Source organism: Streptomyces sp. NPDC042346 (assembly GCF_055581845.1).
Genome location: NZ_JBVJEH010000011.1, coordinates 260,984 through 287,669 on the forward strand (window position 1 = coordinate 260,984; position 26,686 = coordinate 287,669).

Sequence of the window (26,686 nt, forward strand, 5' to 3'; positions counted from 1 at the left end):
ACAGCGATGTCGTCCCCAGACGCGGAGGCTCCCGATGCGTGTCACGATCGCCGACGTCGCACGTGAGGCGGGGGTCAGCAAGACGACCGTGTCCCGGGTCCTCAACACCGGGGCCGAGGTGGACTCCGCCACCGCCGCCCGTGTTCGTGAAGTGATCGGTCGGCTGGCCTATGTGCCGAGCTCCGGCGCCGTCGGTCTGGCCCGTGGCGCGAGCCGTACGGTCGGCATGCTGACGCCGTCGCTCACCTGGCCCTGGATCGGCGAGGTCCTCCAGGGCGTCGCCGACACGGTCGAGGCCGCCGGGTACGGCCTGCTCCTGTACACCTGCCGCCGGGGGCCCGACTCGGTGCGCCACTTCATCGGACAGGTCTCCGCCCGCGCCTTCGACGGACTGCTCGTCGTCGAGCCGGAGAACACCCTCGACACCCTCACGGACCTGCACCGCCGCGGGCTGCCCGTGGTCCTCGTCGACGACCGCGGGCACCGCCCGGCCTTCCCCTCGGTCGCGACGACGAACCGCGCGGGCGGCGCGTCGGCGGCGGGCCATCTCCTGGCCTCGGGCCGCTCCCGGCCGCTCGTCGTCACCGGCCGCCGGGACTTCGGCTGCGTACGGGAGAGGCTCGCCGGGTTCGTGGACGTCCTGCCCACCGGCCTCGTCGTCGAGGGCGAGTTCACCGAGGCGACCGGCCGGGAGGCCGTCGAGCGGACGCTCGCGGCGCGGCGGCCCTTCGACTGCGTCTTCGCGCACAACGACCTGATCGCCGCGGGAGCGCTGCGCGCCCTGCGCGAGGCGGGCCTGCACGTCCCCGACGACGTCGCCGTCGTCGGCTTCGACGACCTCCCGATGGCCCGGCACACCGAACCGCCGCTGACCACGGTCCGCCAGCCGATGCGGGAGATGGGCAGCGCCGCGGCCCGGATGCTGCTGGCCGGTCTCGGGGGCGGCCCGATTCCCGACGAACCCCTCGTCCTGCCGACCGAGTTGATCGTCCGAGGCTCCGCGCCCGCGCCGTGAGCTCGTAGGATCCCGGCATGCCCGCTGACGACCGCGTGACCCGGTCCTCCCTCTCCCGTCGCCTGAAGCCGATATCGGATCCTCGGCCGATGCCCCTACTGCCCCGACGGATCTGGTCGGACGACGACTGGGACCGCATCCAGCGGGGCTACGCGGCACACGGCATGGACGAGAAGTGGAATGTCTTCACGGAGGGCGACGTCGTCTTCCTGCACCGGAGCTGGACCGGCTTCGGGGTCTACGAGGCGACCTTCGCGCCGGTCGACGGCGGCGGACGGCGTATCACCGGCGCCGTGGTCGAACGCGACCCCGAGCGCCTCAGGGCGACGGACGACGACTACGACGCCGTGATGCTCGAACTGGTCCTCGGCTCCATCGTGCTGGGCGAGCCGTCTCCGGATCTCCGGGCGAAACTGGTGGAGTTGACGCGCCGGGGGGCGAACTCCGACGACGTCCCCGCCGGAGCCATCCAGCACAGTGTGCTGGGGCTGCGCTCGGATCCTCAAGCACCCGCGTCGTGACGGCTCTCGCGTCCTCATCCTTCCTTCCTTCGGCACGTCGACGGGCCCCTTGCCCGCCGGCGGCGTGATCCGCCGATAAAAGACGCGGTCCGGGGGATCCGCTGGGCGTAGGCTTCGGGCGGAATCGATGCGGTGGGGGCGGAGCACATGGCGGCTGGGGTGGAACAGCGGTGGGGGTCGACCCTCGATGCGGTCGTCGTGTACGCACAGGGTGCCGTCTGCACGCGGCTCGCGCGGGGCGTCGTGCCGTCCGACGGACGGGTACGGGTGACGGGGCTGCCCCGTTCACTGGACGCCGGTTCGCTGCGGGCGCGCGTCCGGGGCGGCGCCGGAGTACGGGTCACCGAGGCGCGGGTGGAGGTCGAGGCCGAGCCGCACGGCCCCGAGGTGCCCGACGCGCTGCGGCGCGAGGTCGAGCGGCTCCGCGACGCGTACGCGGCGGCGCGGGGGCGCCGGGACCGGCAGCAGGAGCGCGTCAAGGAGGTCCAGGCCCTCCGCCCGATCGCGCCCGCCCGCAAGCGCGAGGATCCCCACCGCCGTACCCCGGTCGACGCCTGGCTGGAGCTCGCCGACTTCGTCGACGACCGGCTGACGGGACTGCACACGCGCCTCGTCGAGCTGGAGGAGGCGCTGCGCCTCACCGAGCACGAGCTGAGCGTCGCCACCGACCGGCTCGACCGCGCCTCCACCGACGCCCCTGCGGCGCACGTGGACACCTCGGTCAGTGCGGTCCTGACTCTCGACGGCGTCGACGCCGAAGTCCGTGACGTCGAGGTCGAGGTGGAGTACGGGGTGCCCGGTGCCGTCTGGGTACCGGCGTACCGGCTCCACCACCGACAGGGCGACGGCACCGGACGGCTCGTGCTGCGCGCCTCGGTCGCCCAGCGCACCGGCGAGGACTGGACCGGAGTGCGCGTCGCCCTGGCCACCGCCGATCTCCGGCGCCGTACCGACCTGCCGCGGCTCCGCTCGATCCGCGTCGGACGCCGTCAGGCGGCCCCCGCACCGTCCGGCTGGCGCGAGCCCCCGGCGGGGCTCGCCGACCTGTTCTCCGGCTACGACGCGGCGGGGCCGCGTCCTGCCGTCCACGGGGCAGCGGCCTGGGCCGGGGCGGCCGCCGCCGGGCCCGGTTCCGCCCCGCCACCGCCACCTCCACCGCCGCCCCCGGCTCCGTCGGCGCCGCAGGGGTACGGCGGCGCCCCCGAGGCCTTCGGCGGCGGGATGCCCCCCGCCACCGGGCTCCCGCCCGGACGCGCCCGGCCGGCGGGTCCGCCGCCGGAGGCCCGGCGGCGTTCCGTCGACGGGTCCTTCGCGGGTGCCCCCGCTCCCCCGGCGCGCATGGCTCCGTCGGCACCGTCCGCTCCCGGCGCCGCCGCACCGCCGCCTCCCCCGGCGCCGGTGCCCGGCCCGCCGCTGCCGAGCGACGCCGAGCTCGACTACGCCGCCCTGGCCCTGTCCGCCCCCGACGAGCGGGGTGCGCGCAGGGGCCGACTGTTTCCCGACGCCCCGTTCGACGCCGTGGCGGCCGAGCACCGTCGCCGGGCCGAGGCGGTGGCCGCGCTGCCGCTGCCCGGACACGCCGTGCGGCCCCGCGTGTCGGCCGGTTCCTTCGACCACCGCTACGACGCCACCGCCCGCGCCGACATCCCCTCGGACGGCACCTGGCACACCGTCGCCGTCGGTGAGATCCCGGTCGGCCTGCGCACCGAGTACCTCTGCGTGCCGTCCCTGGAGCAGACGGTGTACGCGACGCTGGTCCTCGACAACGCCACCGGTCAGGCGCTCCTCGCGGGGCCGGTCGAGGTCACGGTCGACGACGACTTCCTGCTGACCGCAGCGCTGCCGACGCTCGCCCCCGGCGGGGTCCGCCGCGTCGGGCTCGGGGCCGCCGAGGGCATCCGGGTCACACGGCGCACGAACCTCCACGAGTCGACGTCGGGCCTGCGCAACAACACCACCGTCCTCGACCACCGCGTCCACGTGGAGCTGGCGAACGGGCTCGCGCGGCCCGTCACCGTCGAGGTCCGCGAGCGGGTGCCGGTCACCTCCGATCCGGACGTCCGGATCGAGGAGCGCGCCGACTGGACGGCACCCGCCGAGGACGCGGGGGGCGAGCGTCATGCGCCGGGCACCCGCGTCTGGCGGGTGGAACTGCCCGCAGGTGCCACCACCGCCCTCGACGGCGGTTACGAGATCCGCATCCCGACCGGCAAGGCCCTGGTCGGCGGCAACCGCAGGAGTTGACACCCGCCATGTCCACGGCCCCGAAGCCGATCGCCCTCCCCGTCACCGCCGTCACGTGCCTTGAGGACCGCGCCCACGTCGAACGCTCCGCCGTGCTCGACCTGCGGGCCGGGGTCCAGCGGCTGCGCCTCGGGCCGGTCAGCGCGCTGGCCGTCGGCCGTACGCTCCATGCCGAGCTGACCGCCGACGGGCCCGCGACCGTACTCGACGTGCGGATCGTCCGCGACTGGACGCCGCGCGGCCCGCTGCCGTCGGCCGACGACGACTCCGCCCTGCGCCGCCGCGTCCACGCCCTCGAAGAGGAGCGGGTCACCCTGGAACAGCGGCGCGAGCGGCTCCGCGCCCGTCTCGACCTGCTGGGCAGACTCGCCACGGACGTGCTGCGGGAGATCGGCGAGGGCAGTGGTCACGGCGAGAACGAACGGTCCCGCTGGGAGCGCGAGTTGGACCGGGTGGACGAGGAGCGCGACGAGCACGGTGAGCGACTCCGCACAGTGGAAGCGCGGTTGTCGGCCGCATCCGCCGAACTCGGCGACTCCCACCGTGCAATGGAACTCGCCGAGGACAAGCCCGCCGAGCTGATCGGCCATGTCGAGCTCACCGTGGAGGCCTCGGCCGCCGGGCCGGCCGCCCTGCGGCTGAGCCATCTCACCCCGTGTGCGCTGTGGCGGCCCGCCTACCGGGCCGTCCTCGACGGGGAGTCCCTGACGCTGGAGACCGAGGCGGTGGTCTGGCAGCGCACGGGCGAGGACTGGTCGGACGTACGGCTGACCCTGTCGACGGCCCGGTCGGCGCTGGCCACCGATCCGCCGCTGCTCGGCGAGGACCGGCTGACGCTCAAGGACCGCTCGGCGGCGGAGCGACGTACGGTCGACGTCGAGCTGCGCGAGGAGGAGATCGGGAGCCTCGGCCCGGCTCCGGTGCTCGGTCTGCCGGGCGTCGACGACGGCGGCGAGGCGCGGGTCCTGAGGGCCCCCGTGCCGGTCTCGGTGCCCGGCGACGGGCGCGCCCACCGCGTACCGCTCTCCGCGTTCACGACGGCAGCGCATCGGGAGTACGCCTGCTCGCCCGAGCTGTCTCCCCTGGTCACCCAGGTCGTGCGGTTCGACAACCTGTCCGGCCACGCGCTCCTCGCCGGTCCCGTGGACCTGGTCCGCGACAGCGGTTTCGGCGGTCGCGGCACGCTGGACTTCACCGCTCCCGGCGCCCCCGTAGAGCTGGCCTTCGGCAGCTGCGACGACTACCGGGTCGTCCGGGAGACCGAGGAGACGCGCGACACCACCGGGATCACCCAGCGGACCCTGGTCACCCGCACGGTGCGGCTGCATCTGTCCCGGTTCTCCGCTCCCGGGGAGCGCGGGGAGCGGGTGGTCGCGCTCCGGGAGCGGATCCCCGTCTCCGAGGTGTCGGCGGTGGAGGTGCGTCTCGCCAAGGGCGCGAGCTCGCCGGTGCCGGACGAGGTCGACGCCGAGGGCATCGCCCGCTGGGACGTCGCTCTCCCGCCCGGCGGCCGCCGCACGGTCACCCTCGTCTACGAACTGTCGGCGAGCGCCAAGGTCACCGGTCTCTGACGGCGACGGCGGCAGCAGCAGGCGCAATAGCCGAGCGAACGGTGTCGTCCAGCACAGCATCGAGGCGCGTCAGGTTCTCCTGACGCGCCTCGATGCTGTGCGTCCGTGTACGGCCATGGCCAGAAGCTCTGAATGATGCTTCACTTCTTCCATGGCCTACCGCAAGACCCCCGCCGAAATGCGCCGCCTCGAAACCGCCCGCGACCATCTCGTCGCCCGGGCGACCGAGGTCGTCGCCGAGGTCGGCTGGGCGCAGGCGTCCGTGACGGCGGTCGCCGACGCGGCCGGAATCGCCGCCGGCTCGGTCTACCAGCACTTCCCGTCGAAGGCGGCCCTCGCCGTCGAGGTGTTCCGGCGGGCGTCCGGGCACGAGGTCGAGGTCATCGGCGAGGTGCTGCGCGGCGACGGCGACCCCGTAGAGCGCCTCACCCGCGGCGTCGAGACCTTCGCCCGGCGCGCCCTGGAGAACCGCGGTCTGGCCTACGCGCTCCTCGCCGCGCCCGCCGAACCGGCCGTCGGCGCCGAGCGGCTCGCCTACCGCCTGCGCTACCGGGCCCTGTTCGCCGAGACGGTCGAGCAGGGCATGGCGGCGGGGCTGCTGCCGCCCCAGGACGGCCGGATCACCGCCGCCGCCCTCACCGGCGCGATCGGCGAGGTCCTCGTCGACCCGCTCGCCACTCCCGACGAGGGCAGCACCGAGGAACTCCTCGTCGAGCTCGTCGCCATGGCCCTGCGCTGCGCGGGCGCCGCACCGGCTCCGTGACGCCAGCGCCCCCTTCCATTTCGACGCCAGCGCCCCCTTCCACTTCTCGTCACCCCTCGTCACCCCTCGTCACCCGGAGGAGACCGATGACCGCCACCGTCCCCCGCACCGCCCCGAGCGCCGTGACGCACGAGGTGACCAACCAGCCCCCGCCCCTCGTGGGCCACGACGTCGCCGACGACCCGGTGCTGATCGAGGGGGTGCGCCGCGAGGGCGCGGAGTGGTACCTCGACGACCTGCACCGGGTCGGCCGGCTGGCCGGCAGCGAGGAGACACAGCGCTGGGCCGACGAGGCCAATCGGTACGAGCCGGTGCTGCGCACCCACGACCGCTACGGCCACCGCGTCGACGAGGTCGACTTCCACCCGTCGTACCACGCCCTGATGGACGTGGCGATCAGCGAGGGGCTCGCGGGCAGCGCCTGGGCCGACCCGCGGCCCGGCGCCCATGTGGCGCGCGCCGCCGGCTTCATGGTGTGGAGCAGCACCGAGGCCGGGCACGGCTGCCCGGTCTCCATGACGTACGCGGTCGTCCCGGCACTGCGCCGCTCCCCCGAACTCGCCGCCGTGTACGAGCCGTTGCTGACGAGTCGGGTGTACGACCCGGGGCTGCGCGCCCCCGGCGGGAAGCGCGGTCTGCTCGCCGGGATGGGCATGACGGAGAAGCAGGGCGGCACCGACGTCCGGGCCAACACCACCACCGCCGAGGAGCAGCCGGACGGGACCTGGCGGCTGCGGGGGCACAAGTGGTTCACCAGCGCCCCGATGAACGACCTCTTCCTCGTCCTCGCCCAGGCTCCCGGCGGCCTCTCCTGTTTCCTCGTGCCGCGCGTGCTGCCCGACGGCAGCCGCAACACGTTCCGCATCCAGCGGCTCAAGGACAAGCTCGGCAACCGCTCCAACGCCAGCAGCGAGCCCGAGTTCGACGACACCGTCGCCTGGCTCGTCGGCGACGAGGGCAAGGGGGTGCGCACCATCATCGACATGGTGACCATGACCCGGCTTGACTGTGTGCTCGGCTCCGCGTCCGGCACCCGCGCCGCGCTCGCCCAGGCCGCGCACCACGCGCGCCACCGGTCCGTCTTCGGCGCGCGGCTCGTCGAGCAGCCGCTGATGCGGAACGTCCTGGCCGACCTCGGCCTGGAGTCGGAGGCCGCCACCGCGCTCGCGCTGCGCCTGGCCGGGGCGGCGGACCGCGCCCAGCGCGGCGACGCCAGGGAGAGCGCGTTCCTTCGGCTGGCCACCGCGGTCGGCAAGTACTGGGTCTGCAAGCGGCAGCCGGCCGCGGTCGCGGAAGCCCTGGAGTGTCTCGGCGGCAATGGCTACGACGAGGCGTCCGGCCTGCCCCGCCTCTACCGCGACGCCCCGCTCAACGGCATCTGGGAGGGCTCCGGCAACGTCAACGCCCTCGACATGCTGCGCGCGCTGGCCCGTGAGCCGGAGTCCCTGGAGGCGTTCGGCGCGGAGATCGGGGCCGCCCTCGGAGCGGACCGGCGGCTCGACGCCGCGTGGCGCGAGCTGCGCGCGGAGCTCGTCCTCACCGAGGACGCGCCGCTGCGCGCCCGGCGGCTCATCGAGCGGGCCGCCCTCGTCCTCCAGGGCTCGCTGCTGGTCCGCCATTCCCCGGCCGCCGTCGCCGACGCGTTCTGCGCGTCCCGGCTCGCCGGCGACCGCGGTCTCGCCTTCGGCACCCTTCCGGCGGGCACCGACTTCGCGGCGCTGCTCGACCGCCTGCCCCGGTAGCCGCCCGTCAGTCCGCCGCTTCCGAGTGGCCCACCGAACGGCAGTCCCGGCGCCCGCCCTCTCGTACGAGTCACCCCCGAGGGCGGGCGCCGGGCGCGTACACCGAGGAACGGCACGCCACTTCGCGGGGCAATCGGCCCGTATCGCCGTATCTAGGGTGTCCGCCATGACCACCGCTCCCCCCGCCCACCTCGCCATGTTCTCCATCGCCGCCCACGGGCACGTGAATCCGAGCCTGGACGTCATCCGCGAGCTCGTCGTGCGCGGCCACCGCGTCAGTTACGCCATCCCCGCCCCCTTCGCCGAGAAGGTCGCGGAGACCGGGGCCACGCCCGTCGTCTACGCCTCGACGCTGCCGACCGACGACGACCCGGACGCCTGGGGCACCGCGCCGATCGACCACGTCGAGCCGTTCCTGACCGACGCCGTGCAGGCGTTACCGCAGCTCGCGAAGGCCTTCGAGGAGGATCGGCCCGATCTGGTCCTCCACGACATCACGGCCTATCCGGCCCCCGTCCTCGCCCACACGTGGGGCGTGCCCTCGCTCTCGCTGTGGCCGAACCTCGTGCCGTGGGAGGGGTACGAGGAGGAGGTCGCCGCGCCGAGGTCCGCCGAGCTCAAGGCCTCGCCGCGCGGCGAGGCCTACTACACGCGGTTCGAGGCGTGGCTGGCCGAGCACGGGGTCGACGTCCACCCGGACCGGCTGATCGCGCCGCCGCGGCGTGCGCTCGTGCTCATTCCCCGGGCGCTCCAGCCGCACGCCGACCGGGTCGACGAGTCCGTCTACACCTTCGTCGGCGCCTGCCGGGGAGCGCGGGCCGGGCAGGGCGAGTGGCGGCGGCCGGCGGGCGCGGAGAAGGTGGTCCTGGTCTCGCTGGGGTCCTCCTTCACCAAGCGGCCGGAGTTCTACCGGGCGTGCGCGGAGGCGTTCCGCGCGCTGCCGGACTGGCACGTCGTCCTGCAGATCGGCCGGTTCGTCGACGCGGCCGAGCTCGGCGAGCTGCCGGACAACGTCGAAGTGCACTCCTGGGTGCCCCAGTTGGCGATCCTGCGGGAGGCCGACGTCTTCGTCACGCACGCGGGGGCGGGCGGCAGCCAGGAGGGTCTTGCCACCGCCACGCCGATGGTCGCCGTCCCCCAGGCCGTCGACCAGTTCGGGAACGCCGACATGCTCCAGGCCCTGGGGGTCGCCCGGCACCTGCCGATGGAGGAGGTCACCCCGGAGCGGCTCCGCGAGGCCGTGCTCGGTCTCGTCGGCGACCCCGAGGTGGCGCGCCGGGCCGCCGGGATCCAGGAGGCCATGGCAAGGGAGGGAGGCACGCGTCGCGCGGCCGACCTGATCGAGGCCGAGCTCGAAATGGCCGTGCGGCGCGCGTCCTGACCCCGTGCGCCACGACTCCTGACCCCGTGTGCCACTCCTCCTCACCCCGCACGACGGCCGGATCGTCGTCTTCTCGGGCCGCCGCACGGGCGGGTGCCCGTTCCTCCTCCGGGAACGGGCACCCGCCTCCGTCGTCAGACCACCGCGCCCGAGCGGTCCCGGCCGGCGCCCGCCCGCGCACGCGGTGCGGTCCGTGTCGGGGGCGCGGGGGCCGGGTGGCGGGACTCCAGGGTGACGGCCAGCGGCATCGCGGTGAAGACGGTGGACGCCATGCCGAACACCACTCCGGCGAGGACGGCGACGGAGAAGTCGGTGAGTGAGTCCCCGCCCAGGACGGCGAGCGCCACCAGGACGAAGAGCGCCCCCATCCCGGTGTTGACCGTGCGCGGAAGGGTCTGGGCGACGGCCCTGTCGGCGAGGTCGGCGAGCGGGACGCCACCGCCCCTGCGCCGCAGTTCGCGCAGCCGGTCGAGGACGACCACGGAGTCGTTGACGGAGTAGCCGACGACGGTCAGGAGCGCGGCCAGGAACACGCTGTCGACCGGCTTGCCCAGCCAGGCGAACAGGCCGACGACCAGCAGCACGTCCTGGGTCATCGCCGCGACCGTCGCCGTCGCGTACGTCCAGCGGAACCGCACGGTCAGGTAGAGGAGTTGTGCCGCCACCGCCAGCCCGAGGGCGATGAGGGCGTGGGTGCGCAGCTCCCCGCCGAGGCTCGGGCCGATCAGGTCGTCGCGCTCCACGGCCACCGGTCCCGCGACCCGGGTGAGCGCCTCGCGGATCTCCCGCTGCTCGCCGTCGCCGGTCTCGCGGGTGCGGACCGAGACGTCGTTGTCTCCTGTGGTCTGCACGACGGCGTCGGAGAAGCCCGCGGCGACGACCGCCGCGCGCGCCGTGTCGGCGTCCACGGGGCGTTCGGCCGTGTACTGGACGACCCGGCCGCCGGTGAACTCGACGCCGAGTTCCACGCCCCGGACACCGATCCCGGCCAGGGCCACCATCAGGAGGGCGGCGCAGCCGGTGAGCCAGCGCCGGCGACGGGCCATCAGCCGGGGCACACGGCGGTTCAGCCGCTTCCGCAGCCGGCCGAGGCCGGCGATGCCGGTCACCCCGGGCCGCTTTCGGACGGCGGGCAGGCGCAGTGCCCACTCGGCCAGCAGCCGGGTGATGACCATCGCGGTGAGCATGGAGGCGACGACGCCGATCGCGAGGGTCACGCCGAAGCCCTTGACGGGGCCGGAGGCGAAGACGAAGAGGAGGCCGGCCGCGAGGAGCGTGGTGACGTTGGAGTCCGCGACCGCGCTCCACGCCTTGCCGAAGGCCGTCGCCACCGGACGGCGCGGATCGCGCGCGGCGGGGCGGCCCAGGGCCGCGTACTCCTCCCTGGCCCGTTCGAAGACGAGGACGTTGGCGTCCACGGCGATGCCGACGGCCAGGACGAAGCCCGCGAGTCCGGGGAGCGTGAGCGTGGCGCCGAGGGCGACGACGGCGGCGTACGAGATCAGCCCGTACAGCAGGAGGGCGACGGTGGCGAGGAGGCCGAGGAGCCGGTAGACGACGATGACGAAGACGCCGGTGCAGGCCAGGCCGATGACGGCGGCGAGGGCGCTGGCCCGGATCGCTTCGGCGCCGAGCGTCGGGCCCACGGTGCTCTGTTCGACGGTCGTCACCGGGACGGGCAGCGCGCCGCCCTGGACGAGCGCCGCGAGGTCGCGCGCCTCCTGCCCGGAGAACCCGCCGGTGATCTGCGCGGAGCCGCCGCCGATGCCCGCCCCGCACGGCACGCCGGACTGCATGCCGGGTGCGGAGACGATCCGGTCGTCGAGCACGATCGCGACCCTGCGGGCCGGGTCGCCGGGTGCCGCGCAGGCGGCGTCGCCGGTGAGCCGCGCCCAGGTGGCCGCGGCCCGGTCGCGGAAGGACAGGTCGACGGTCCAGCCGCGGGCGTTCACGGTGTCGAGCGTGGCCGCGGCCTCATCGACGCCGTCGCCGGTGAGCGCGGGTGCCGCCAGGGCGAGGAAGCGGCCCGGCGCGTCCGGGTCGGCGAGGACGCGCGTCCCGTCGCCGGACGCGGGACCGGCCGGTCCTTCGGCGGCGCCGGTGACGGCGTGGAAGGTGAGCTGCGCCGTGCGGCCGATGACCTCGGCGGCCTGGTGCGGGTCGCGGAGGCCGGGGAGCTCGACGACGATGCGCCGCTCTCCGGAGCGGGCGAGCGAGGGCTCGGCGACGCCGAGTCCGTCGACGCGCTTGCGGAGCACTTCGAGGGCGCGGTCGGTGGCCGCGGCGTCGGCGCGGACCGTGGGCGTGTCCTGGGTCTCCAGGACGATGCGGGTCCCGCCCCGGAGATCGAGTCCGAGACGGGGCGGGGTGGTGAGGGTGATCCAGACGGAGAGCGCGACGACGGCGAGCGCGAGGAGCGCGCGCCAGAGGACGGCACGGGAGGACAGGGGTGACATGGGTGACTCCACGGGCGGCGCACGGCGGCGGGCCTCCGCACATGGCGGGGCCCTGCCGTCCGTGCCGGACGAACGGTCGGATGCGCGCCGATGACGGACCGGTCCGGGACATGCCGATGGCCCGGACGGCGGGCGCGGGAGAACGTCAGCTGTGCCGGGGAGTGGGAGGAGCGCGGGGGTCGCGCGGCTCGTGGCGGTCGCCGGGCGGCGCACGCTCACGGCGGGGGTCGCCCGCGAGGACGCCACGGGCGGGTACGGAGAGGTCGACCGCCGCGGCGGCGGGCGCGGCGGGCGGAGCCGGGAACCGTACGGAGTGCTCGACGGCGGCCGGGAGTTCGGCGACGGCGTCGGACGCGAGGTGGGGCGGCTCCGGCGACGTGGTGAGGCGCCCGGATCCGGCGTGCTCGGTGGCGTGCGCGGTGGCGTGCGCGGCGCCGGCGGGCGGTGCCGCGACGGCGGGCGCCGGGCCGGTGGCGGCCGGGGAGGTGGCGGTCAGAGGGGCGGGCGCTGCCTGGGCGCTCGGCGCGGGGATCAGGAGCAGGGACCACAGCGCGCAGAGGATCGCGGGCAGGAGGGCCGTGAGCTGTCGCGCGGCGCGTGCCACTGGTGTCCCCCCTCTTCCCGTTCTCCCTGAAACGCCGTCCCGGTGTCCTGAGTTCCTTCGCGCCTCAGCGTAGACCGGGCGGGAGACGCTCCGGCCACCGGCTCCGGCCACGGGGTACCCGTGCGCACGACGGATGAGTACGCGTGCTCATGTCCGCGCCGCGGAGCCCCGGGACGATGGTCGTGTCACCGCTTCGTCCTCGGATCCAGGGGGCCCGCCCGTGCTCAGCCGTATCGCAGCCAACCTCGTCCCGTTCTTCGGGCGGCTCACCGTCACCACCGACCCCGGGGCGCGTCTCGAACCCGGCAGCATCCTCGTCGTCAACCACACGTCGCTGGCCGACCCGGCGCTCGTGCTCGCCGCGCTGCGCGGGCAGCTGGCCGTCGAGCCCGTCCTGCTGGCCGCCGCGGGTCTGTGGCGGGTCCCGTTGCTCGGCCGGGCGCTGGCCCGCGAGGGTCACGTGCCCGTCCACCGGAACTCGGCGCGGGCCGCCGCCGCCCTGGACCACGCGGCGGTCGCGCTCGCCTCGGGTCGGCACGTGATGCTGTACGCGGAGGGCCGCATCCCGCCCCGCAGGGACGCCGCGGAGAACCCGCCGGAGCTGTTCCGGACCGGGCTCGCGCGGCTGGCGCGGGCGACGGGGGCGCCGGTCGTCCCGATCGGACAGGCCGGTGCCCGCCGGATCACCTCCGGCGGGCGGACGAAGCAGCTCGCCGGGGTCCTCACGGCGCCCGTGCGCAGGCCCGGCCTGCACGTCCACATCGGTGCGCCGCTCCGGCTGCCGGAGGACGTGGCCGCGGCGACCGCCCTGGCCCACGGCGCCGTCACCGAGGCCTGGCGGACGGCGGCCGGGGCGCTGGGCGAGCCGGCCGCCCTGCGCCGGGACTGACGCGTGCGCCGTGCGTCAGGCGGTCTCGGCCTGGGCGCGCGGCGCCGGGCTCGCCTTCTCCTCCGCGTCCGCCAGCCAGAAAAGCAGCGGGGAGAGGACGAATTCGACCGCGGCGAGCACCAGTTGGAACCCGTGGGGCCGGCCCTCCGTGACGAGCGAGAGAACGCGTCCGAGAGCGCCCAGCAGGAACACGGCGGTGAGCCAGCGGACGATCGTGGCGGGGATCGGCCGCTGCCGGGCCGCCCACAGCCAGGCGAGGCCGTACCCGGCGAAGGTCGCGCCGAGGAAGCGGCCCAGGTTGTCCATGGTCGGGCCGGCCGACTCGGCGCCCGGCACCGAGGCGTTGCCGAGGAGGACGTGGAGGATCCCGATCGCCACGCAGGCGTAGCCCATCACCAGGACGAGCCCTCGCAGCACCTTGGCCTTGGTCATGTTCCCAACCCCCGTTCGGAAGGCGTCCGTTCGACGGACGCGTGATCTTCAGCCTACGGGTGCAGGCCGAGGTCGCCGCCGGGCGGGGGTGCGAAGAAGCGCACCAGGTCCGCGTCCGTGACCTCGGGGAGGGTCGGCGGGGTCCAGTGGGGGTCGCGGTCCTTGTCGACGACCTGGGCGCGGATGCCCTCGACGAGGTCGGGGGTGGTCAGCGCCGCGCAGGAGATACGGAACTCCAGGTCCAGGACCTCTTCGAGGGTCGTGAGCGCGCGGGAGCGGCGGAGCGTGGCCAAGGTGGCCTTGAGCGCGGTCGGGGACTTCGCGAGGAGGGTGGTGGCCGCCTCCTTGGCGGCCGGGACGCCGGTGTCGAAGAGCCGCTCGACGATCGCCTCGACGGTCTCGGCTCGGTAGCAGGCGTCGATCCACTCCCGCTGTTCGGCCAGGACGCCCGGCGGGGGCGTCACCGTGTGCCGCGACACGGCCTCGTCGGCGGGCAGGCGGGTCAGGTCCCGGGCCAGGGCGGGGAGTTCGGCGGAGGGCACGACGTGGTCGGCGAGGCCGGCGAGGAGGGCGTCGGCGGCGCCGACGTGGCCGCCGGTGAGGGCGAGGTGAGTGCCGAGTTCGCCGGGGGCGCGGCCGAGGAGGTACGTACCGCCGACGTCCGGGACGAAGCCGATGCCGGTCTCCGGCATGGCCACCCGCGAGCGCTCGGTGACGACCCGGACGGAGCCGTGCGCGGAGACGCCCACGCCGCCGCCCATGACGATGCCGTCCATGAAGGCGACGTACGGCTTCGGGTAGCGGGCGATGCGGGCGTTGAGCCGGTACTCGTCCCGCCAGAAGGCCTCGGAGGCCGTGCCGCCCGCGCGGGCGTCGTCGTGGATGGCGCGGATGTCGCCGCCCGCGCAGAGGCCCCGCTCCCCCGCGCCTTCGATGACGACGGTGGTGACGGCCGGGTCGTGTTCCCAGGCGGTGAGGGCCCGGTCGACGGCGAGGACCATGGTGTGGGTGAGCGCGTTGATGGCGCGGGGGCGGTTCAGGGTGATGAACCCGGCCCGGCCCTCCGTCCGGAGGAGTACGTCGGGCGTTCCGGTCGGCACGATCACTCGGCCCTTTCCCTCGGCTGCTCGTTTCCCGGTCACCGTACCGGTCCCGCGCGGGGTTCGGCTCGATCTGATCGAACACCGGGGGCGGGCTGTTCTACTGCGGGCATGGCAGATCAGAGACAGTGCACGGTGGTCCGGACCGGATCGTACGAGGGTGTCCAGGGGGGTGTGTTCGGTGCCGGCGTCAGCGCGCAGTCGACGGGGGCGGAGCGGCTGTGTCTGCACCGGCTGGTGATGGCGGCGGGGACGCGGGGCCGGCCGCATCTGCACGAGGGGCATGAATCGGCCATCTACATCGAGTCCGGGCAGGTCGAGGTCTGGCACGGGCCGGGGCTGGCCGAGCACGTCGTGCTCGCGGCGGGCGACTACCTCCACATCCCGGCGGACACCCCGCACCTGCCGGTGAACAGCGGCGACCAGGACATGGTGTGCCTGGTCGCGCGGACCGACCCGGACGAGCAGGAGGGGGTACGCCTCCTGGACCTGCCGGTCTGGCTGGAGTCGCGGCTGGGGCCGCTGCCCGTCGGGGCGGGCTGAGCACGCCTGGAATGAGGGCGGGAAGGACTCATCCGCTTCTCGCGGATCCTGATTGCACGGTGCACGGTCATCGATCGACCGCTACCCCGCGTCCTCGATGGCGAGTCCTTCCCGTCCCTTCCATGGAACCACCGCTCCGGTGAGGGCGCGAGCGCCCGTCGGAGCGGGTCCTTCCGGAGACCGGGCGGAATCAGGCCGGGAGCAGGTCCTGGGGGACGCGCACCTGGCGGGGGGTCGCCAAGCGGAGCTCGACGATGTCGCGGACCGTGGGCCACTCCTCGTCCAGGATCGAGTAGAAGGCCGTGTCGCGGACCGCGCCGTCGAGGCCGCGGGAGTGGGCCCTGCGGACACCTTCACAGGTGGCGCCGAGCCGTTCGATCGCGATCCGGGAGCGGGTGTTGCGGGCGTCGGCACGCATCGTGATGCGGCGGACGCCCCAGGTTTCGAAGGCGTGCCGCAGCATCAGGTACTTGGCCTCGGTATTGATGCCGGTACCCCGGGCGTCGCCGGCGATCCAGGTGTTCCCGATCTCGGCCGCGTCCGGGATGGCGGTCAGGGGATCGCCATGGGGCAGGCCGGGAACGGGGGGCCAGATCAGAGGGCCCCGCCAGTAGTCGAGTTCGAGGAAGCGGGTCGAGCCGATGACGCGTTCGTCGGCGGTACTGACCACGGCGAGGGGCAGGCACCGGCCCGCCGCCTGATCCGCGAGGGCGCGGGCGATGTAGTCGAGGGCCGATTCCAGGCCGTCGGGTACGGGGGTGAAGGCGTAGGCCGATCGGTCCGCCCCGCCGGCCCGGGCGAGGGCTTCGGCGTGCCGCATCGCCAGCGGCTCCAGGCGCACGGTGCGCCCGGTCAGGAGAACAGGTACTGGCACGGAACCTCGGGTCTTTCACGGGCAGGGAAAGCTCCCGCCGCGGGTGGGCCGCGGCGGCAGCAGGAGGGAGGTTCTCGCTGGGTGCCGATCACGTCAAGAGAGCGACAAACGAGCAGGTAAAACGGTTCGTCACCGGTGCGAGGAGGACAGTATGCAGCCACAAACGCTCGGAGAACAGAACCCGGAACGAACCCGGATACACGCGTGGGTGAAGCCTCTCGGACACCCGGGTTCGCCGGTCTCACAGGACGGACGGAGCCTCCCGCCAGCCGGACGCCGATCGCGCTCAGACGCAGGTGGGATGGCCCCAGCCGTCGGCGTTCTTCGCGATGGTCTCGCCCTTGTCGTACGCCTTGCCGCAGCGGCAGCGGCCGGAGAATCGGGCCTTGAGCGTGCCGCCGTTCGGGCGACTCCCGCCGGCGGAGGACGAGGCGGATCGGGCCGGGGACGATCCGGTCGACCGGGACGACCCGGAGGGCGCGGAGGAGCGCGTACGGGGCGCGGAGGCGCGTGTCGCGGGTTCGGGCGGCGGCAGCGGGGTGCCGGCGTCGGAGCCGAGGGGCTCCTGCGTGCGGGCGCTGTGGCTGGCCGCGCGGTCGGCAGCGTCGTTCAGGGGGTCTCCGTCGACCTGGTGCGCCGGGACGTAGACGAAATCGACGTCCCGGCCGGTGAGCAGGGCGTCGATGCGGACGACGAGGTCCTTGTTGGCGACGGGGGTGCCCGCTGCCGTCTTCCAGCCCTTGCGCCGCCAGCCGGGGAGCCAGGTCGTGACGGCCTTCATGGCGTACTGCGAGTCCATGCGGACCTCGGCGGGCACGGCCGGGTCGAGGGTTTCGAGCAGTCTCTCCAGGGCCGTGAGTTCGGCGACGTTGTTCGTCGCCCTGCCGAGGGGGCCGGCCTCCCAGCGGTCGACCGATCCGTCGGCTCGGCCGATGACCCATGCCCAGGCCGCGGGGCCGGGGTTTCCCTTGGACGCGCCGTCGCACGCCGCGATGATCTTCTTCACCATCCCACGATCCTGACACGGCGGCGGGGGTGGGCGGCCCCACCCCCGCCGCGGTCAGGAGCTGCCGGTCAGGACGAGCCGGTCAGAGCTGCCGCTCAGCGCCGCCGGTCGGAAGTTGCCGGTCGGCGCCGCCGGTCAGAAGTTGCCGTAGTTGACCTGCCAGGTGGGCAGGCCCATGCGGCGCCACAGGGCGACGACGCGGTCACGGTCGTCCAGGGAGACGCGGACGGCGTAGCGGTGGCGTACGTGGGCGTCGAACAGCTCCGCCTTCACGAGGTCGTCGCCACGGCCGTCGCCGGAGGCCCGCATCCACAGCTCGTCGTAGGGCACGCCGTGGCGCGCGAGCCACTCCTCGGTCATCACCCGGTCGTCCTCGCTGCGGCCCGACAGCAGGACGATCCGGTCGCTCTCCGCCTTCCGGAAGGCACGCAGGGCGTCGCGTACGGAGACGTTGAGCAGATCGAGGTCGCAGCGCTTGAAATCGAACGGGCCGCGGTCGCCGCGCAGCGCGAGGGTGCCGTCGATGTCGCACATGACGGCCGACGGGAGGGCCGGGTCGGGGACGTACGGCGTACCCGGATCGGACCCGCCGCCGAGCCACTCCGGCGTGAGGCGCCAGCCGCCGCGCGTGGCCTTGGCGTGCTTGTCGGCGAGGATCCGGATGATCTCCTCGCCGACGGGCCGCTCGCGGGCCGCGTCCCGGCGGACGCACTCGTCGGCGGGTACGTCGGTGAAGTCGTGGACGACGAAGGTCACGGGCCTGCCCACGACGGCGGCCTTGAGCCTCTTGGGGATGTGCGGGGTCAGGTGGGTGTTGTCGACGACGACGTCGAACCCGTCGTCGACGGCGGCCCGGACGGCGGCGTCCTGGATGTCGAGGACGGTCCGCTCATGGGCGTGCGAACGGCCGCGCTCGGGGGCGGGCACGTCGAGCATGGTCCGGAGGTCGTCGAGGTTGACGCGGCGTACGCGCCCCTCGGCGGCGGCCTGGAGGGCGCGGGCGGCCGTCGTCTTCCCGGAGGCCGGGAGGCCGGTCATGACGTGGACGACAGGCACGGTCAGTTCTCCTCGTCGTGCGTGAAGGGGTCGGAGGCCTCGGGGCGCAGCTGGCGCCAGACGAGGAGGTCGGTGGGGCGCCCGTCGAGGCGCAGGAAGAGCAGGGCGCGCAGGGCGCGGTCGGGCTCGTCGGCGGCGGCGCGGGCGAAGGCGGCGCGGTCGCCCGCGAGGTGGGCGAGGCGCGCGTACGCCTCGTCGAGGGCCTGCTCGCGGCGGGCGGCGGCCGCTTCGAGGCCGGCGATCACCTCGTGTACCCACGCGTCGAACTCGTCGGGGACCTGCTCCAGGAGGGCGTCGAGCGGCTTGCCGCCGGAGGCCTCGACCTCGGCGACGGCGCAGCCGAGGCCCTTGGCCAGCCGGTCCGCGGGCACGGCGGCGAAGCGCTGGATGCCGTGACCGCGCCAGATGTCCCGCTCGGTGACGCCGGTGAGCACCTTGTGGAGGCGTACGTACTCGGCGAGCTTGGCCTTGGCGCGCACGCCGGAGGCGAAGCGGAGCACGAAGCCCTCGGCGTCGGTGCCGGTGGCGGCGGCGCCGCCCGGGAGCGTGTTGGACTCGGTCAGGGCGACCAGCTCGGCGACGGTCATCGCGGGCCAGACGCGGACGACGGACCCGATGGGGCCCCAGGGGCCCGCGGCCTCCGCCAGGGGCGTCTCGGTGCCGTCCGGGCCGAAGGCGGCGAGCAGGACGAGGTCGCGCCGGTCGCCGTAGTTCACGACGATGCGGTTCTGCGGGTAGAGGATCTCGGCGAGGTACGTCACACCGGGCGTCAGGCCCGTGGTGTCGGCGGCGTCCAGGCGGCGCTGCGCCCAGGTGGCCTGGGTGCTGGTGAAGGAGCCCTTGGAGGCGGCGCGCCAGCGGCCGGCGTAGTGGAAGACGACGGCGAGGCTGCCGTCGACCTTGTCGTACACCTCGAAGGACTCGTCGGGCAGCGGCGGCGCGTAGGGGCGGCCCGAGGCGTGCTCGGAGAGGTTGAAGAACTTGGGGAGGGGCAGCGCGACGATCCGCCCGGTGGTGTCGTCGGCGACGAGACCTCGGCAGCGGGTGGTGGCCCGGTTCCAGCGCTGTTCGTACTGGCACGCACGGGTGTACGTGTAGATCGACAGCGGCAGCTCGGGGTGGCTCTTGCGGGCGATGTGCCCGGCCGCGAGGGCTTCGTCGAGCTCCTCGGGCGCCATCAGGTCGTGCAGAGTCAGGGTCTCCTGGCTCATGGGGTCCCTCCCATTGGTCTGATGATCCATTCTCGGGGCGGGCGGGCCCGAAGGACAGCGAATATCCCCGGCGGGGTCCGGGATCGGGCAGGGCGGGCGGCTCCCCGAGCCCGGGCGTGTCGGTGGTGCCCCGTAGACTCGCCGTCGCCCCGCCGGTGACGGAACCGGCGCAGTCGAAGGAAGCGAGCCCCATGAACCACGCGGACGGCACGGCACCGATCTACGCCGAGCTCATACGGGAGCGAGGGGATGTTCCGGCCGACGTCCGACAGGTCGCCGAGGAGGTGCTGCGGGACCTCAGCCGGGTGATCCAGCTGCCGCCGCAGGGCGTTCCGGGTCCGCAGGGTGGCGTCGCGCACGCCGGTGTCGGGGCGCAGATGGCCGTCGCCGGGCACCCGGGTGCGATGGCTCAGAACGGTCCGATGGGCCAGGGCGGTCCTATGGGCCAGGGCGGCCCGATGGGGCAGAACGGTCCCATGGGCCAGGGCGGTCCGATGGGGCCGGGGAGTCCGATGGGTCAGGGCGCCGCGATGGCTCAGGGTGCCGCCATGGTGCAGGCGAGCGGCGCCGTCGTTCCGCACCGGCCGATGCGCTAGGGAGTGTCCGCCCCTGTCATCGGGGCGTTGTCAGTGCCGTGCGTCACTCTGTCTCCCAACAGTCCCGTGCCGCGATCGGACGGGCCTCGTACCGCGATCAGGGGATGACGACATGGCCGAGGTTCTGCTCTTCCACCACGTGCTCGGGCTGACGGAGGGGGTCGCCGCGTTCGCCGGCGAGCTCCGACGGGCCGGGCACACGGTGCACGTGCCCGACCTGTACGAAGGGCGGACGTTCGACGACCTGGAGGCCGGGGCCGCGTACGCCCAGGAGGTCGGGTTCGACGCCCTCACGGAGCGCGGCGAGAAGGCGGCCGAGGGTCTTCCGGCGGGACTGGTGTACGCCGGGTTCTCGCTCGGCGTGCTGCCCGCACAGAAGCTGGCGCAGACCCGGCCGGGCGCTCGCGGCGCGCTGCTGTTCAGCGCCTGTGTGCCGGTGAGCGCGTTCGGCCCGGCCTGGCCGGACGGCGTCCCCGCGCAGGTGCACGCGATGGACGCGGACCCGTTCTTCGTCGGGGACGGGGACCTGGAGGCGGCGCGCGAGCTGGTCGCGGACGCCGGGGACCGCGAGCTGTTCCTGTACCCCGGAAGCGCGCACCTGTTCGCGGAGCGCGGTGCGGAGTCGTACGTACCGGAGGCGACCGGCCTTTGTGTCGAGCGGGTCCTCGGGTTCCTGGGCGGTCTCACCGCGTAAGGCGGGGTCGGGGTCGAGATCGGGTCAGCCGATCGGTCGACCCCGGGGTCGACCGATCGGCCGTCGGCCCGGGGCCGGGCGGCGGACCGTAGCGGACCCGGGGCGGGCGGACGATCGGGGCAGGCGCGGAGACCGCTTCCGGGCGGTGCCGTCCGCGTGCGTCCCGTACCGAGGAGTCCGACATGACGAAGTTCCGCCGTGCGTCCCGTTCCGCCCGGGTCCTCGTGCCCGGCGCGGTGGCCGTCGCCCTGCTCGCTGGCTGCGGCCAGGGGGCGGACGGGGCCGCGAACGCCTCGGGCGCGACAGAGAGCGCCTCGCCCTCCGCCGGTCCGGCCGTCACCGGCACACCGACTCCGTCCGGCGCCTCGGCCCTTCCCGACGCCTCCGCCAAGGCCGCCCCCGGCACGCTGCTCGTGACCGACTTCGGCTCCGACACCGTCACCTTCGTGGACCCCGAGCGCGGTGCCACGGGCTCCGTGAAGGTCGGCACGGCGCCGTACGGCGTCGTCCTCGGTGCCGACGGGCGGGCCTGGGTGGCGACGGCCGAGGGGGTGGCGGTCGTGGACACGGTCCGCCGGGAGCGGCTGGCCCTCGTCCCGTACCGGACGGACAGCGGGCCCGCGACCACGGGCGAGTACCGGGGCGGCGGCATGGGCATCGCGCTCGCGCCGGAGGGCCGGCGGGTGTATGTCGGGGTCAACGTGCCCGGTGGGAACGGGACGCTGGAGGTCCTCGACACGGCGACCCTGCGGTTCACGGACACGGTGCCGGTGGGGCGGCGCCCCTTCGACGTGGACGTGTCGCGGGACGGCGCCGAGGTGTACGTGACGAACCACGACTCCTTCGACGTCACGGTCGTCGCGGCGGGCTCGCTGAGCCCGCGGCGCGTGGAGGTCGCCCCGTACGGGACGGAGGGCGGGCTGGGCTCCTGGCTCAAGCCGCACTACGCGGCCGTGCGGCCCTCCGACGGCAGGCTGCTGCTGCCCTTCGAGGGCGAGCGGCTCGCCGTCGTCGATCCCCGGACGGGCCGGACGACGATCGAGCCGATGACGGCGAACACGCACCAGCACGGTGCCACCGTGACCGCCGACGGGACGCTCCTGACGGTCGGCACGGGGCCGATCGACCCGGACGTGGACGAGGGGCCCTCGCTCACCGTGCGGACGCCCGGCGGGGCCGAGCGGGTCTATCCGCTGGAGGGGCCGCACGAGAGTGTGGCCGTGTCCCGGGACGGGCGCACAGCCTATGTGACCGGCGGGTTCACCCGGGACGGTTACTGGGACGGGCTGACCGTCGTCGACCTCGACTCGGGTGACACCCGGCGTCTCCCCGCGGGCTCGCGGCCGCTGGGGATCGTGGTCCTCTGACCGTCCCGGCGCCCGGAGACGGTCCCGGCGCGGGTCTCGCCGCGGGTCCCGAGGCCGGTCCCGACGCGGGTCAGAGTCCCACGATCAGCTGGATGCAGATGATCTTGACGAGGATGGCGAGGGCGAAGAGCGTCGCGTAGCCGGTGTTGACCCGGCTGTCGGAGACCCTGCTGTTGGCGTACGCGGTGATGGCGGGGTTGCCGACGTAGCCGGCGAGGAGCCCCATCGTGCGGGGCCGGCTCTGGCCGAGCAGCCGGGCGACGAGGACCATGAGGGCGTAACTCAGCACCGCGCTGACGAGCAGCACGGTGAGGAGCTTCAGGCCGAAGAGGGAGAAGGCCTCGCGGCGGAAGGCGTAGCCGGAGGTGAGGCCGACGCAGGCGAGGAAGATCAGCAGGCCGATCTGCCGGAGCGTCAGGTTGGCGCGGGTCGGCAGCACCCACACCAGGGGGCCGGTCCGCCGCAGCCTGCCGAGGACCATGGCCATGACGAGGGGCCCGGCGGCCGTGCCGAGGGACAGCACGGTGGAGCCGATCGTGAGTTTCGGGATGCCGATGAGGAAGCCGGCGGCGAGTCCGAGGCCCATGCTGACGGCGCTGACCTCGCTGACCTTCGCCTCGGTGTCGCCGAGGAAGCCCGTCACCTCCGCGGTGCGTTCGCGGGGCATGACGACGCGGACCCGGTCGTCGAGCTGGAGCAGCAGGTCGTCGTGGGCGAGGAGGTCCTGGTCGCCGCGGCGGACGCGGGTGGCCTTGGCCCCGTACCGGTCGCCGAGGCCGAGTTCGGCGACGGTGCGGGCGGCGAGGTCGGGGTTGGTGAGGAGGATCCGGCGGTAGTCGACGACGTCGCGCCGGTCGAGGAGGTGGGCGGGGGCCTGGACGCCGAGCGCGGCGACGCCGGCGGCGACCGCCTCGGGGCCGCCGACGAGGACGACCTGGTCGCCGGGGGCGAGGGCGTCGAGGTCGCGGGCGACCCGGGGCGTGCCCTCCGCGGGCCGGTGGACGCTGGCGAGGAGCAGCCCTTCGGCGGTACCGGGGACGTCGGCCCAGCGGACGGGGCGGGTCACGTCGACGGTGCGGGTGACGAGCTCCCTGGGGAGTCCGGCGCCGGGGTCGCGGCGGGCGGACCAGCTCCGGACGGCGGCGATCGCCGCGACGAAGAGGATCGTGAGGACGACGGCGAGGGGGTAGCCGATGGCGTATCCGGTGGCGGCCTGGGCCGGGTCGGCGGAGGCGGCCTGGGCGGCGGCGAGGCCGGGGGTGGTGGTGCCGATGCCCGCGTACCCGCCCGCCAGGTAGGGACCGTCGATGCCGAAGACGGTGCTGCCGAGGAAGCCGACGGCGAGGGCGGTGACGACGAGCGCGGCGACGGCGCCGAGCATCACGGCCAACTGGGGCCGGAGTTCGCGGAAGAAGGCCGGTCCCGCTTCGAGACCGACGGTGTACACGTACAGCGCGAGGCCGAGGACGGAGAGGCCGGCGGGGACGGCCGGGCCGATGTCGGGGTCGAGCGCGCCGAGCAGAAGTCCGACGAAGAGGACACCCGCGGCACCCAGCTTGACCGGACCGAAGCGGACCATGCCGAAGAGCGATCCAGCCGCAATGACGATAAAAAGGGTGAACCACGGATAGTCAGCGAAAAATTGCCACATGGGCTTACCCAGTCATATCCGAGGGCATTTTGCACGCTCATACGAAAGGGCGGACAGCGTGACTCGACCGAGGATTCTCGTGGTGGGCGCCGGATTCGCCGGAGTGGCCTGCGTGCGGCGGCTCGAACGGCGGCTCACGGACCGGGAGGCGCTGATCACGCTCCTGTCGCCGTTCTCGTACCAGCTGTACCTGCCGCTGCTCCCCCAGGTGGCTTCGGGTGTGCTCACCCCGCAGTCGGTCGCGCTGTCGTTGCGGCGCAGCGAGCGGCACCGGACACGGATCGTCCCGGGCGGGGCGGTCGGCGTGGACACGGCGGCGAAGGTCTGCGTGGTGCGGACGATCTCCGGCGAGTACGTCACGGAGCCGTACGACCATCTCGTCCTCGCGCCCGGCAGCGTGACCCGCAGCTTCGACATCCCGGGGCTCGCCGAGCACGCGCGCGGCATGAAGACGCTCGCGGAGGCGGTGTACATCCGGGACCACGTCATCGCCCAGCTGGACCTCGCGGACGCGAGCAACGACGAGGCCGAGCGGGCCGCGCGGCTGCGGTTCGTGGTGGTCGGCGGCGGCTACGCGGGGACGGAGACGGCGGCCTGTCTCCAGCTCCTCACCCACAACGCGGTCAAGCGGTATCCGCGGATCGATCCGCGGCTGATCAAGTGGCATCTGGTGGACATCGCACCGAAGCTCATGCCCGAGCTGGGCGACAAGCTGGGCGGCGCCGCGATGGACATCCTGACCCGCCGGGGCATCGAGGTGTCGCTCGGCGTGTCGGTGGCCTCGGTCGACGAGGAGGCGGTGACCCTCACGGACGGGCGCGTCCTGCCCAGCCGGACGCTGATCTGGACGGCCGGGGTGGCGGCGAGCCCGCTGATCGGCACGCTGGGCGTGGACACCCTCCGGGGGCGGCTCGTCGTCTCCCCCGACATGGCCGTACCGGGCCTCGACGGGGTGTGGGGGCTCGGCGACGCGGCGGCGGTGCCCGATCTCGCCAAGGGCGAGGAGGGGGCGGTCTGCCCGCCGACCGCGCAGCACGCGATGCGGCAGGGCAAGGCGCTCGCCGACAACGTGGTGGCGACGCTGCGCGGCGAGAAGACCCACCCGTACGTCCACAAGGACCTGGGGCTCGTGGTCGACCTCGGCGGGATGGACGGGGTGTCGAAGCCGCTCGGCGTGGAGCTGCACGGGATGCCGGCGCAGGCCGTGGCCCGCGCCTATCACTGGTCCGCGCTGCGGACGAACGTGGCCAAGACCCGGGTCATGACGAACTGGCTCCTCAACGCCGCCGCCGGGGACGACTTCGTACGGACCGGGTTCCTCGCGTCGAAGGCGGGGACGCTGCGGGACTTCGAGTACGCGGACGTCTATCTGACGCCGGAGCAGGTACGGCTCCACACGGCCTCGTTCCGCGGCGGGGCGGTCGGGGCCGGCTGACGCGCCCGACCGGCTGCCCCCCTCCGGGCCTCCCGGCCCGGCCGACACGCCGGCCCGGCCTGCCATCGGACCGGCCGGCCCTCGCCTCGCGCGCCCGAGGTCGCCCTCAGCGCGCGAGGTCGGGGGCCGGGCCCATGACGACGACGGGTTCGCGGGCCGGGTCGAGGGCGACCAGGAGGTCGCGGAGCGGGCCGCGCTCCAGGGCGATGCACGCCTGGGTGGGGCCGCCGTGGTCGACGTGGATCCAGACGCCGCCCCCCTTCTCGGCGCCGAGCGGACGCTCCTTGTCGAGGGGGGTGCGGCCGGGCACGCGGTTGTAGTCGATGGCGATGACGTGGTCGAAGGAGCCTTCGAGGGACTCGCCGGAGAAGCCGGTGCCGCTGATGGCGAACTCCTCGTCCTGGTCGTACGGGAGGCGGGCACCCGGGTCGGGAAGCCGCCCGCCCGCGTCGCCGAGCCGGAACACGCCGATCGGGGTGCGCAGGTCCCCCGCGTCGTGGTCGGCGGTCCAGCCGGCGAGCCCGTTGTGGGCGGGCCACGGACCGGCGGCCTCGGTCCACCGGCCCGCCGCGTTCCGCTCGTAGAGCACGGCCGTCGCCGTGCTGCTGTCCACGGTGGCCCCGCTGACCACGAAGGCCTGCGAGGTGCCGTCGGGGATCCGGGCCAGGGTGTCCGGGCCGAGGCCGGGGATCCCGGGCGCGCGTGCGGGGGTCCCGGGCGCGCGGTCGGGGCGGGCGTCACCGGCGGTGGGTGCGGGCGCTGCCGCCGGGGGCTTGGGAGTGGACGGCGCGGGGGCGGGCGGGGCGGCGGGCGCGCAGCCCGTGGACAGCAGGGCCGCGCACAGTGTGGCGGCGCTCAGCAGCGCGGGGGCGCCCTTGCGGACGGGCATGGGGGCATCCTCCTGGCCGGGGGCAATGCAGCGATCCGTACCCGTTCGGCGGTCGGGGCTGTCGCCGGGCCCGCGCCCCCACCCGTACGGAGTACTCCCCCGCCCCGAGGAGAAAACCGTTGACCGGTCGCGCCGGGCGCGGTTTCCTGCCCGAATGAACGATCTTCATGACGGTCTGCGCATCGAACGGGCGGGGAGCGAGGCCCAGCTCGCGGACTGGCGGGCCGTCCACAACACGATCATCCCCACGGCCGTCCTCTCCCTCGACGAGGTACGGGAGCGGGCGGGCCGGAACCGGCTGGACGTCGCGTACCTCGGGGACGTCGTGGTGGGCTGTTCGACGGTCCGGCCGCCGGACGAGGAGACGACGGCCGCGACCGTCATCGCGCGGACCCTGCCCGCCTTCCGGGGGCGGGGGTTCGGGACGGCGCTGTACGAGCGGGGGCTCGCGCACGCGCGGACGCTGAGCGACGAGGGGGTCGAGACGGTGGTCCTCGCCTCGAACGAGGAGGGGCTGCGGTTCGCCCTGGCGCGCGGCTTCGTGGAGGTGGAGCGGTACGTCCTGCCGGGCGACACGGTGCCGTTCGTGGCGCTCCGGCTGGCCTGAAGTCCCCGCTCCCCGACCGCTATCTGACGAATCGTCAGA

At 74.4% G+C, this 26,686-nt stretch carries 24 protein-coding genes; 14 read left to right on the plus strand and 10 right to left on the minus strand.

Annotated features, from left to right (window positions below; all coding sequences use genetic code 11):
• Nucleotides 1-34 precede the first annotated feature (34 nt).
• The 7 genes from ACZ6K0_RS34905 (at nt 35) to mgt (ending at nt 9,237) form a co-directional block, all read left to right on the plus strand.
• A complete protein-coding gene (locus ACZ6K0_RS34905) occupies nt 35-1,015 on the plus strand; it encodes a LacI family DNA-binding transcriptional regulator (RefSeq protein WP_469230370.1) in 981 nt (326 codons plus the stop codon).
• Nucleotides 1,016-1,104: 89 nt separating this feature from the next.
• Nucleotides 1,105-1,536 (plus strand): hypothetical protein, encoded by a 432-nt coding sequence (locus ACZ6K0_RS34910; protein WP_469230368.1) that lies wholly within the window; start codon nt 1,105-1,107, stop codon nt 1,534-1,536.
• A gap of 147 nt (nt 1,537-1,683) precedes the next feature.
• Nucleotides 1,684-3,780, plus strand: a complete 2,097-nt coding sequence (locus tag ACZ6K0_RS34915) for a DUF4139 domain-containing protein (RefSeq protein ID WP_469230366.1) — start codon at nt 1,684-1,686, stop codon at nt 3,778-3,780.
• 8 nt (nt 3,781-3,788) lie between these two features.
• Entirely contained in the window at nt 3,789-5,351 is a 1,563-nt protein-coding gene (locus ACZ6K0_RS34920) for a mucoidy inhibitor MuiA family protein (RefSeq protein WP_469230364.1), read from the plus strand.
• Between the two features lie 151 nt (nt 5,352-5,502).
• On the plus strand, nt 5,503-6,114 hold the full coding sequence (locus ACZ6K0_RS34925) for a TetR/AcrR family transcriptional regulator (RefSeq protein ID WP_376404019.1): 612 nt from the start codon (nt 5,503-5,505) through the stop codon (nt 6,112-6,114).
• Nucleotides 6,115-6,200: 86 nt separating this feature from the next.
• On the plus strand, nt 6,201-7,856 hold the full coding sequence (locus ACZ6K0_RS34930; RefSeq protein WP_376404021.1) for an acyl-CoA dehydrogenase family protein: 1,656 nt from the start codon (nt 6,201-6,203) through the stop codon (nt 7,854-7,856).
• Between the two features lie 166 nt (nt 7,857-8,022).
• Entirely contained in the window at nt 8,023-9,237 is a 1,215-nt protein-coding gene (gene mgt, locus ACZ6K0_RS34935; protein ID WP_469230362.1) for a macrolide-inactivating glycosyltransferase, read from the plus strand.
• 134 nt (nt 9,238-9,371) lie between these two features.
• Here mgt and secD read toward each other — a convergent pair whose 3' ends face one another.
• Together secD and ACZ6K0_RS34945 are read right to left on the minus strand one after the other, a co-directional pair.
• Nucleotides 9,372-11,693, minus strand: a complete 2,322-nt coding sequence (gene secD / locus ACZ6K0_RS34940) for a protein translocase subunit SecD (protein ID WP_469230360.1) — start codon at nt 11,691-11,693, stop codon at nt 9,372-9,374.
• A gap of 145 nt (nt 11,694-11,838) precedes the next feature.
• On the minus strand, nt 11,839-12,297 hold the full coding sequence (locus ACZ6K0_RS34945) for a hypothetical protein (protein WP_469230358.1): 459 nt from the start codon (nt 12,295-12,297) through the stop codon (nt 11,839-11,841).
• Nucleotides 12,298-12,517: 220 nt separating this feature from the next.
• Here ACZ6K0_RS34945 and ACZ6K0_RS34950 point away from each other — a divergent pair, with 220 nt between their 5' ends.
• On the plus strand, nt 12,518-13,186 hold the full coding sequence (locus tag ACZ6K0_RS34950; RefSeq protein WP_469230357.1) for a lysophospholipid acyltransferase family protein: 669 nt from the start codon (nt 12,518-12,520) through the stop codon (nt 13,184-13,186).
• A gap of 15 nt (nt 13,187-13,201) precedes the next feature.
• Here the strand turns inward: ACZ6K0_RS34950 and ACZ6K0_RS34955 are convergent, their stop codons facing one another.
• Entirely contained in the window at nt 13,202-13,618 is a 417-nt protein-coding gene (locus tag ACZ6K0_RS34955) for a DUF4345 domain-containing protein (RefSeq protein ID WP_376404029.1), read from the minus strand.
• 53 nt (nt 13,619-13,671) lie between these two features.
• Nucleotides 13,672-14,718 carry an enoyl-CoA hydratase/isomerase family protein gene (locus ACZ6K0_RS34960; RefSeq protein ID WP_469230628.1) on the minus strand — a complete coding sequence of 349 codons (1,047 nt, stop codon included), beginning with the start codon at nt 14,716-14,718 and terminating at the stop codon, nt 13,672-13,674.
• A gap of 111 nt (nt 14,719-14,829) precedes the next feature.
• Between ACZ6K0_RS34960 and ACZ6K0_RS34965 the strand changes: the two genes are divergently transcribed.
• A complete protein-coding gene (locus ACZ6K0_RS34965; RefSeq protein WP_469230355.1) occupies nt 14,830-15,261 on the plus strand; it encodes a cupin domain-containing protein in 432 nt (143 codons plus the stop codon).
• 190 nt (nt 15,262-15,451) lie between these two features.
• On the opposite strand, the gene ACZ6K0_RS34970 is transcribed toward ACZ6K0_RS34965, so the two are convergent.
• The 4 genes from ACZ6K0_RS34970 to ACZ6K0_RS34985 all read right to left on the minus strand — a co-directional run bounded on the left by ACZ6K0_RS34970 (nt 15,452) and on the right by ACZ6K0_RS34985 (nt 19,408).
• Nucleotides 15,452-16,135, minus strand: coding sequence for a GNAT family N-acetyltransferase (locus tag ACZ6K0_RS34970; protein WP_469230353.1), 684 nt, complete (start codon nt 16,133-16,135; stop codon nt 15,452-15,454).
• A gap of 286 nt (nt 16,136-16,421) precedes the next feature.
• The gene (locus ACZ6K0_RS34975) at nt 16,422-17,144 is read right to left on the minus strand and encodes a ribonuclease H family protein (protein ID WP_469230351.1); all 723 of its coding nucleotides are present in this window, start codon (nt 17,142-17,144) and stop codon (nt 16,422-16,424) included.
• Nucleotides 17,145-17,276: 132 nt separating this feature from the next.
• Nucleotides 17,277-18,197: a phosphatase domain-containing protein gene (locus ACZ6K0_RS34980; protein ID WP_469230349.1), complete on the minus strand. Its 921-nt coding sequence runs from the start codon at nt 18,195-18,197 to the stop codon at nt 17,277-17,279.
• Between the two features lie 2 nt (nt 18,198-18,199).
• Complete coding sequence (locus tag ACZ6K0_RS34985) at nt 18,200-19,408, minus strand: RNA ligase (protein ID WP_469230347.1); 1,209 nt, start codon at nt 19,406-19,408, stop codon at nt 18,200-18,202.
• 191 nt (nt 19,409-19,599) lie between these two features.
• On the opposite strand from ACZ6K0_RS34985, the gene ACZ6K0_RS34990 reads away from it, so the two are divergent.
• The 3 genes from ACZ6K0_RS34990 to ACZ6K0_RS35000 all read left to right on the plus strand — a co-directional run bounded on the left by ACZ6K0_RS34990 (nt 19,600) and on the right by ACZ6K0_RS35000 (nt 22,065).
• Entirely contained in the window at nt 19,600-20,004 is a 405-nt protein-coding gene (locus tag ACZ6K0_RS34990; RefSeq protein ID WP_469230345.1) for a hypothetical protein, read from the plus strand.
• A gap of 112 nt (nt 20,005-20,116) precedes the next feature.
• Nucleotides 20,117-20,698, plus strand: coding sequence for a dienelactone hydrolase family protein (locus tag ACZ6K0_RS34995; protein ID WP_469230344.1), 582 nt, complete (start codon nt 20,117-20,119; stop codon nt 20,696-20,698).
• Nucleotides 20,699-20,880: 182 nt separating this feature from the next.
• Entirely contained in the window at nt 20,881-22,065 is a 1,185-nt protein-coding gene (locus ACZ6K0_RS35000) for a YncE family protein (protein WP_469230343.1), read from the plus strand.
• A 70-nt stretch (nt 22,066-22,135) separates the two neighbouring features.
• On the opposite strand, the gene ACZ6K0_RS35005 is transcribed toward ACZ6K0_RS35000, so the two are convergent.
• Complete coding sequence (locus ACZ6K0_RS35005) at nt 22,136-23,716, minus strand: aspartate-alanine antiporter-like transporter (protein WP_469230342.1); 1,581 nt, start codon at nt 23,714-23,716, stop codon at nt 22,136-22,138.
• A gap of 58 nt (nt 23,717-23,774) precedes the next feature.
• Here ACZ6K0_RS35005 and ACZ6K0_RS35010 point away from each other — a divergent pair, with 58 nt between their 5' ends.
• Nucleotides 23,775-25,151: an NAD(P)/FAD-dependent oxidoreductase gene (locus ACZ6K0_RS35010; RefSeq protein WP_376404049.1), complete on the plus strand. Its 1,377-nt coding sequence runs from the start codon at nt 23,775-23,777 to the stop codon at nt 25,149-25,151.
• A 106-nt stretch (nt 25,152-25,257) separates the two neighbouring features.
• On the opposite strand, the gene ACZ6K0_RS35015 is transcribed toward ACZ6K0_RS35010, so the two are convergent.
• Nucleotides 25,258-26,040: a hypothetical protein gene (locus ACZ6K0_RS35015; protein WP_469230340.1), complete on the minus strand. Its 783-nt coding sequence runs from the start codon at nt 26,038-26,040 to the stop codon at nt 25,258-25,260.
• A 154-nt stretch (nt 26,041-26,194) separates the two neighbouring features.
• Between ACZ6K0_RS35015 and ACZ6K0_RS35020 the strand changes: the two genes are divergently transcribed.
• A complete protein-coding gene (locus tag ACZ6K0_RS35020; RefSeq protein WP_469230338.1) occupies nt 26,195-26,647 on the plus strand; it encodes a GNAT family N-acetyltransferase in 453 nt (150 codons plus the stop codon).
• Nucleotides 26,648-26,686: the final 39 nt, after the last annotated feature.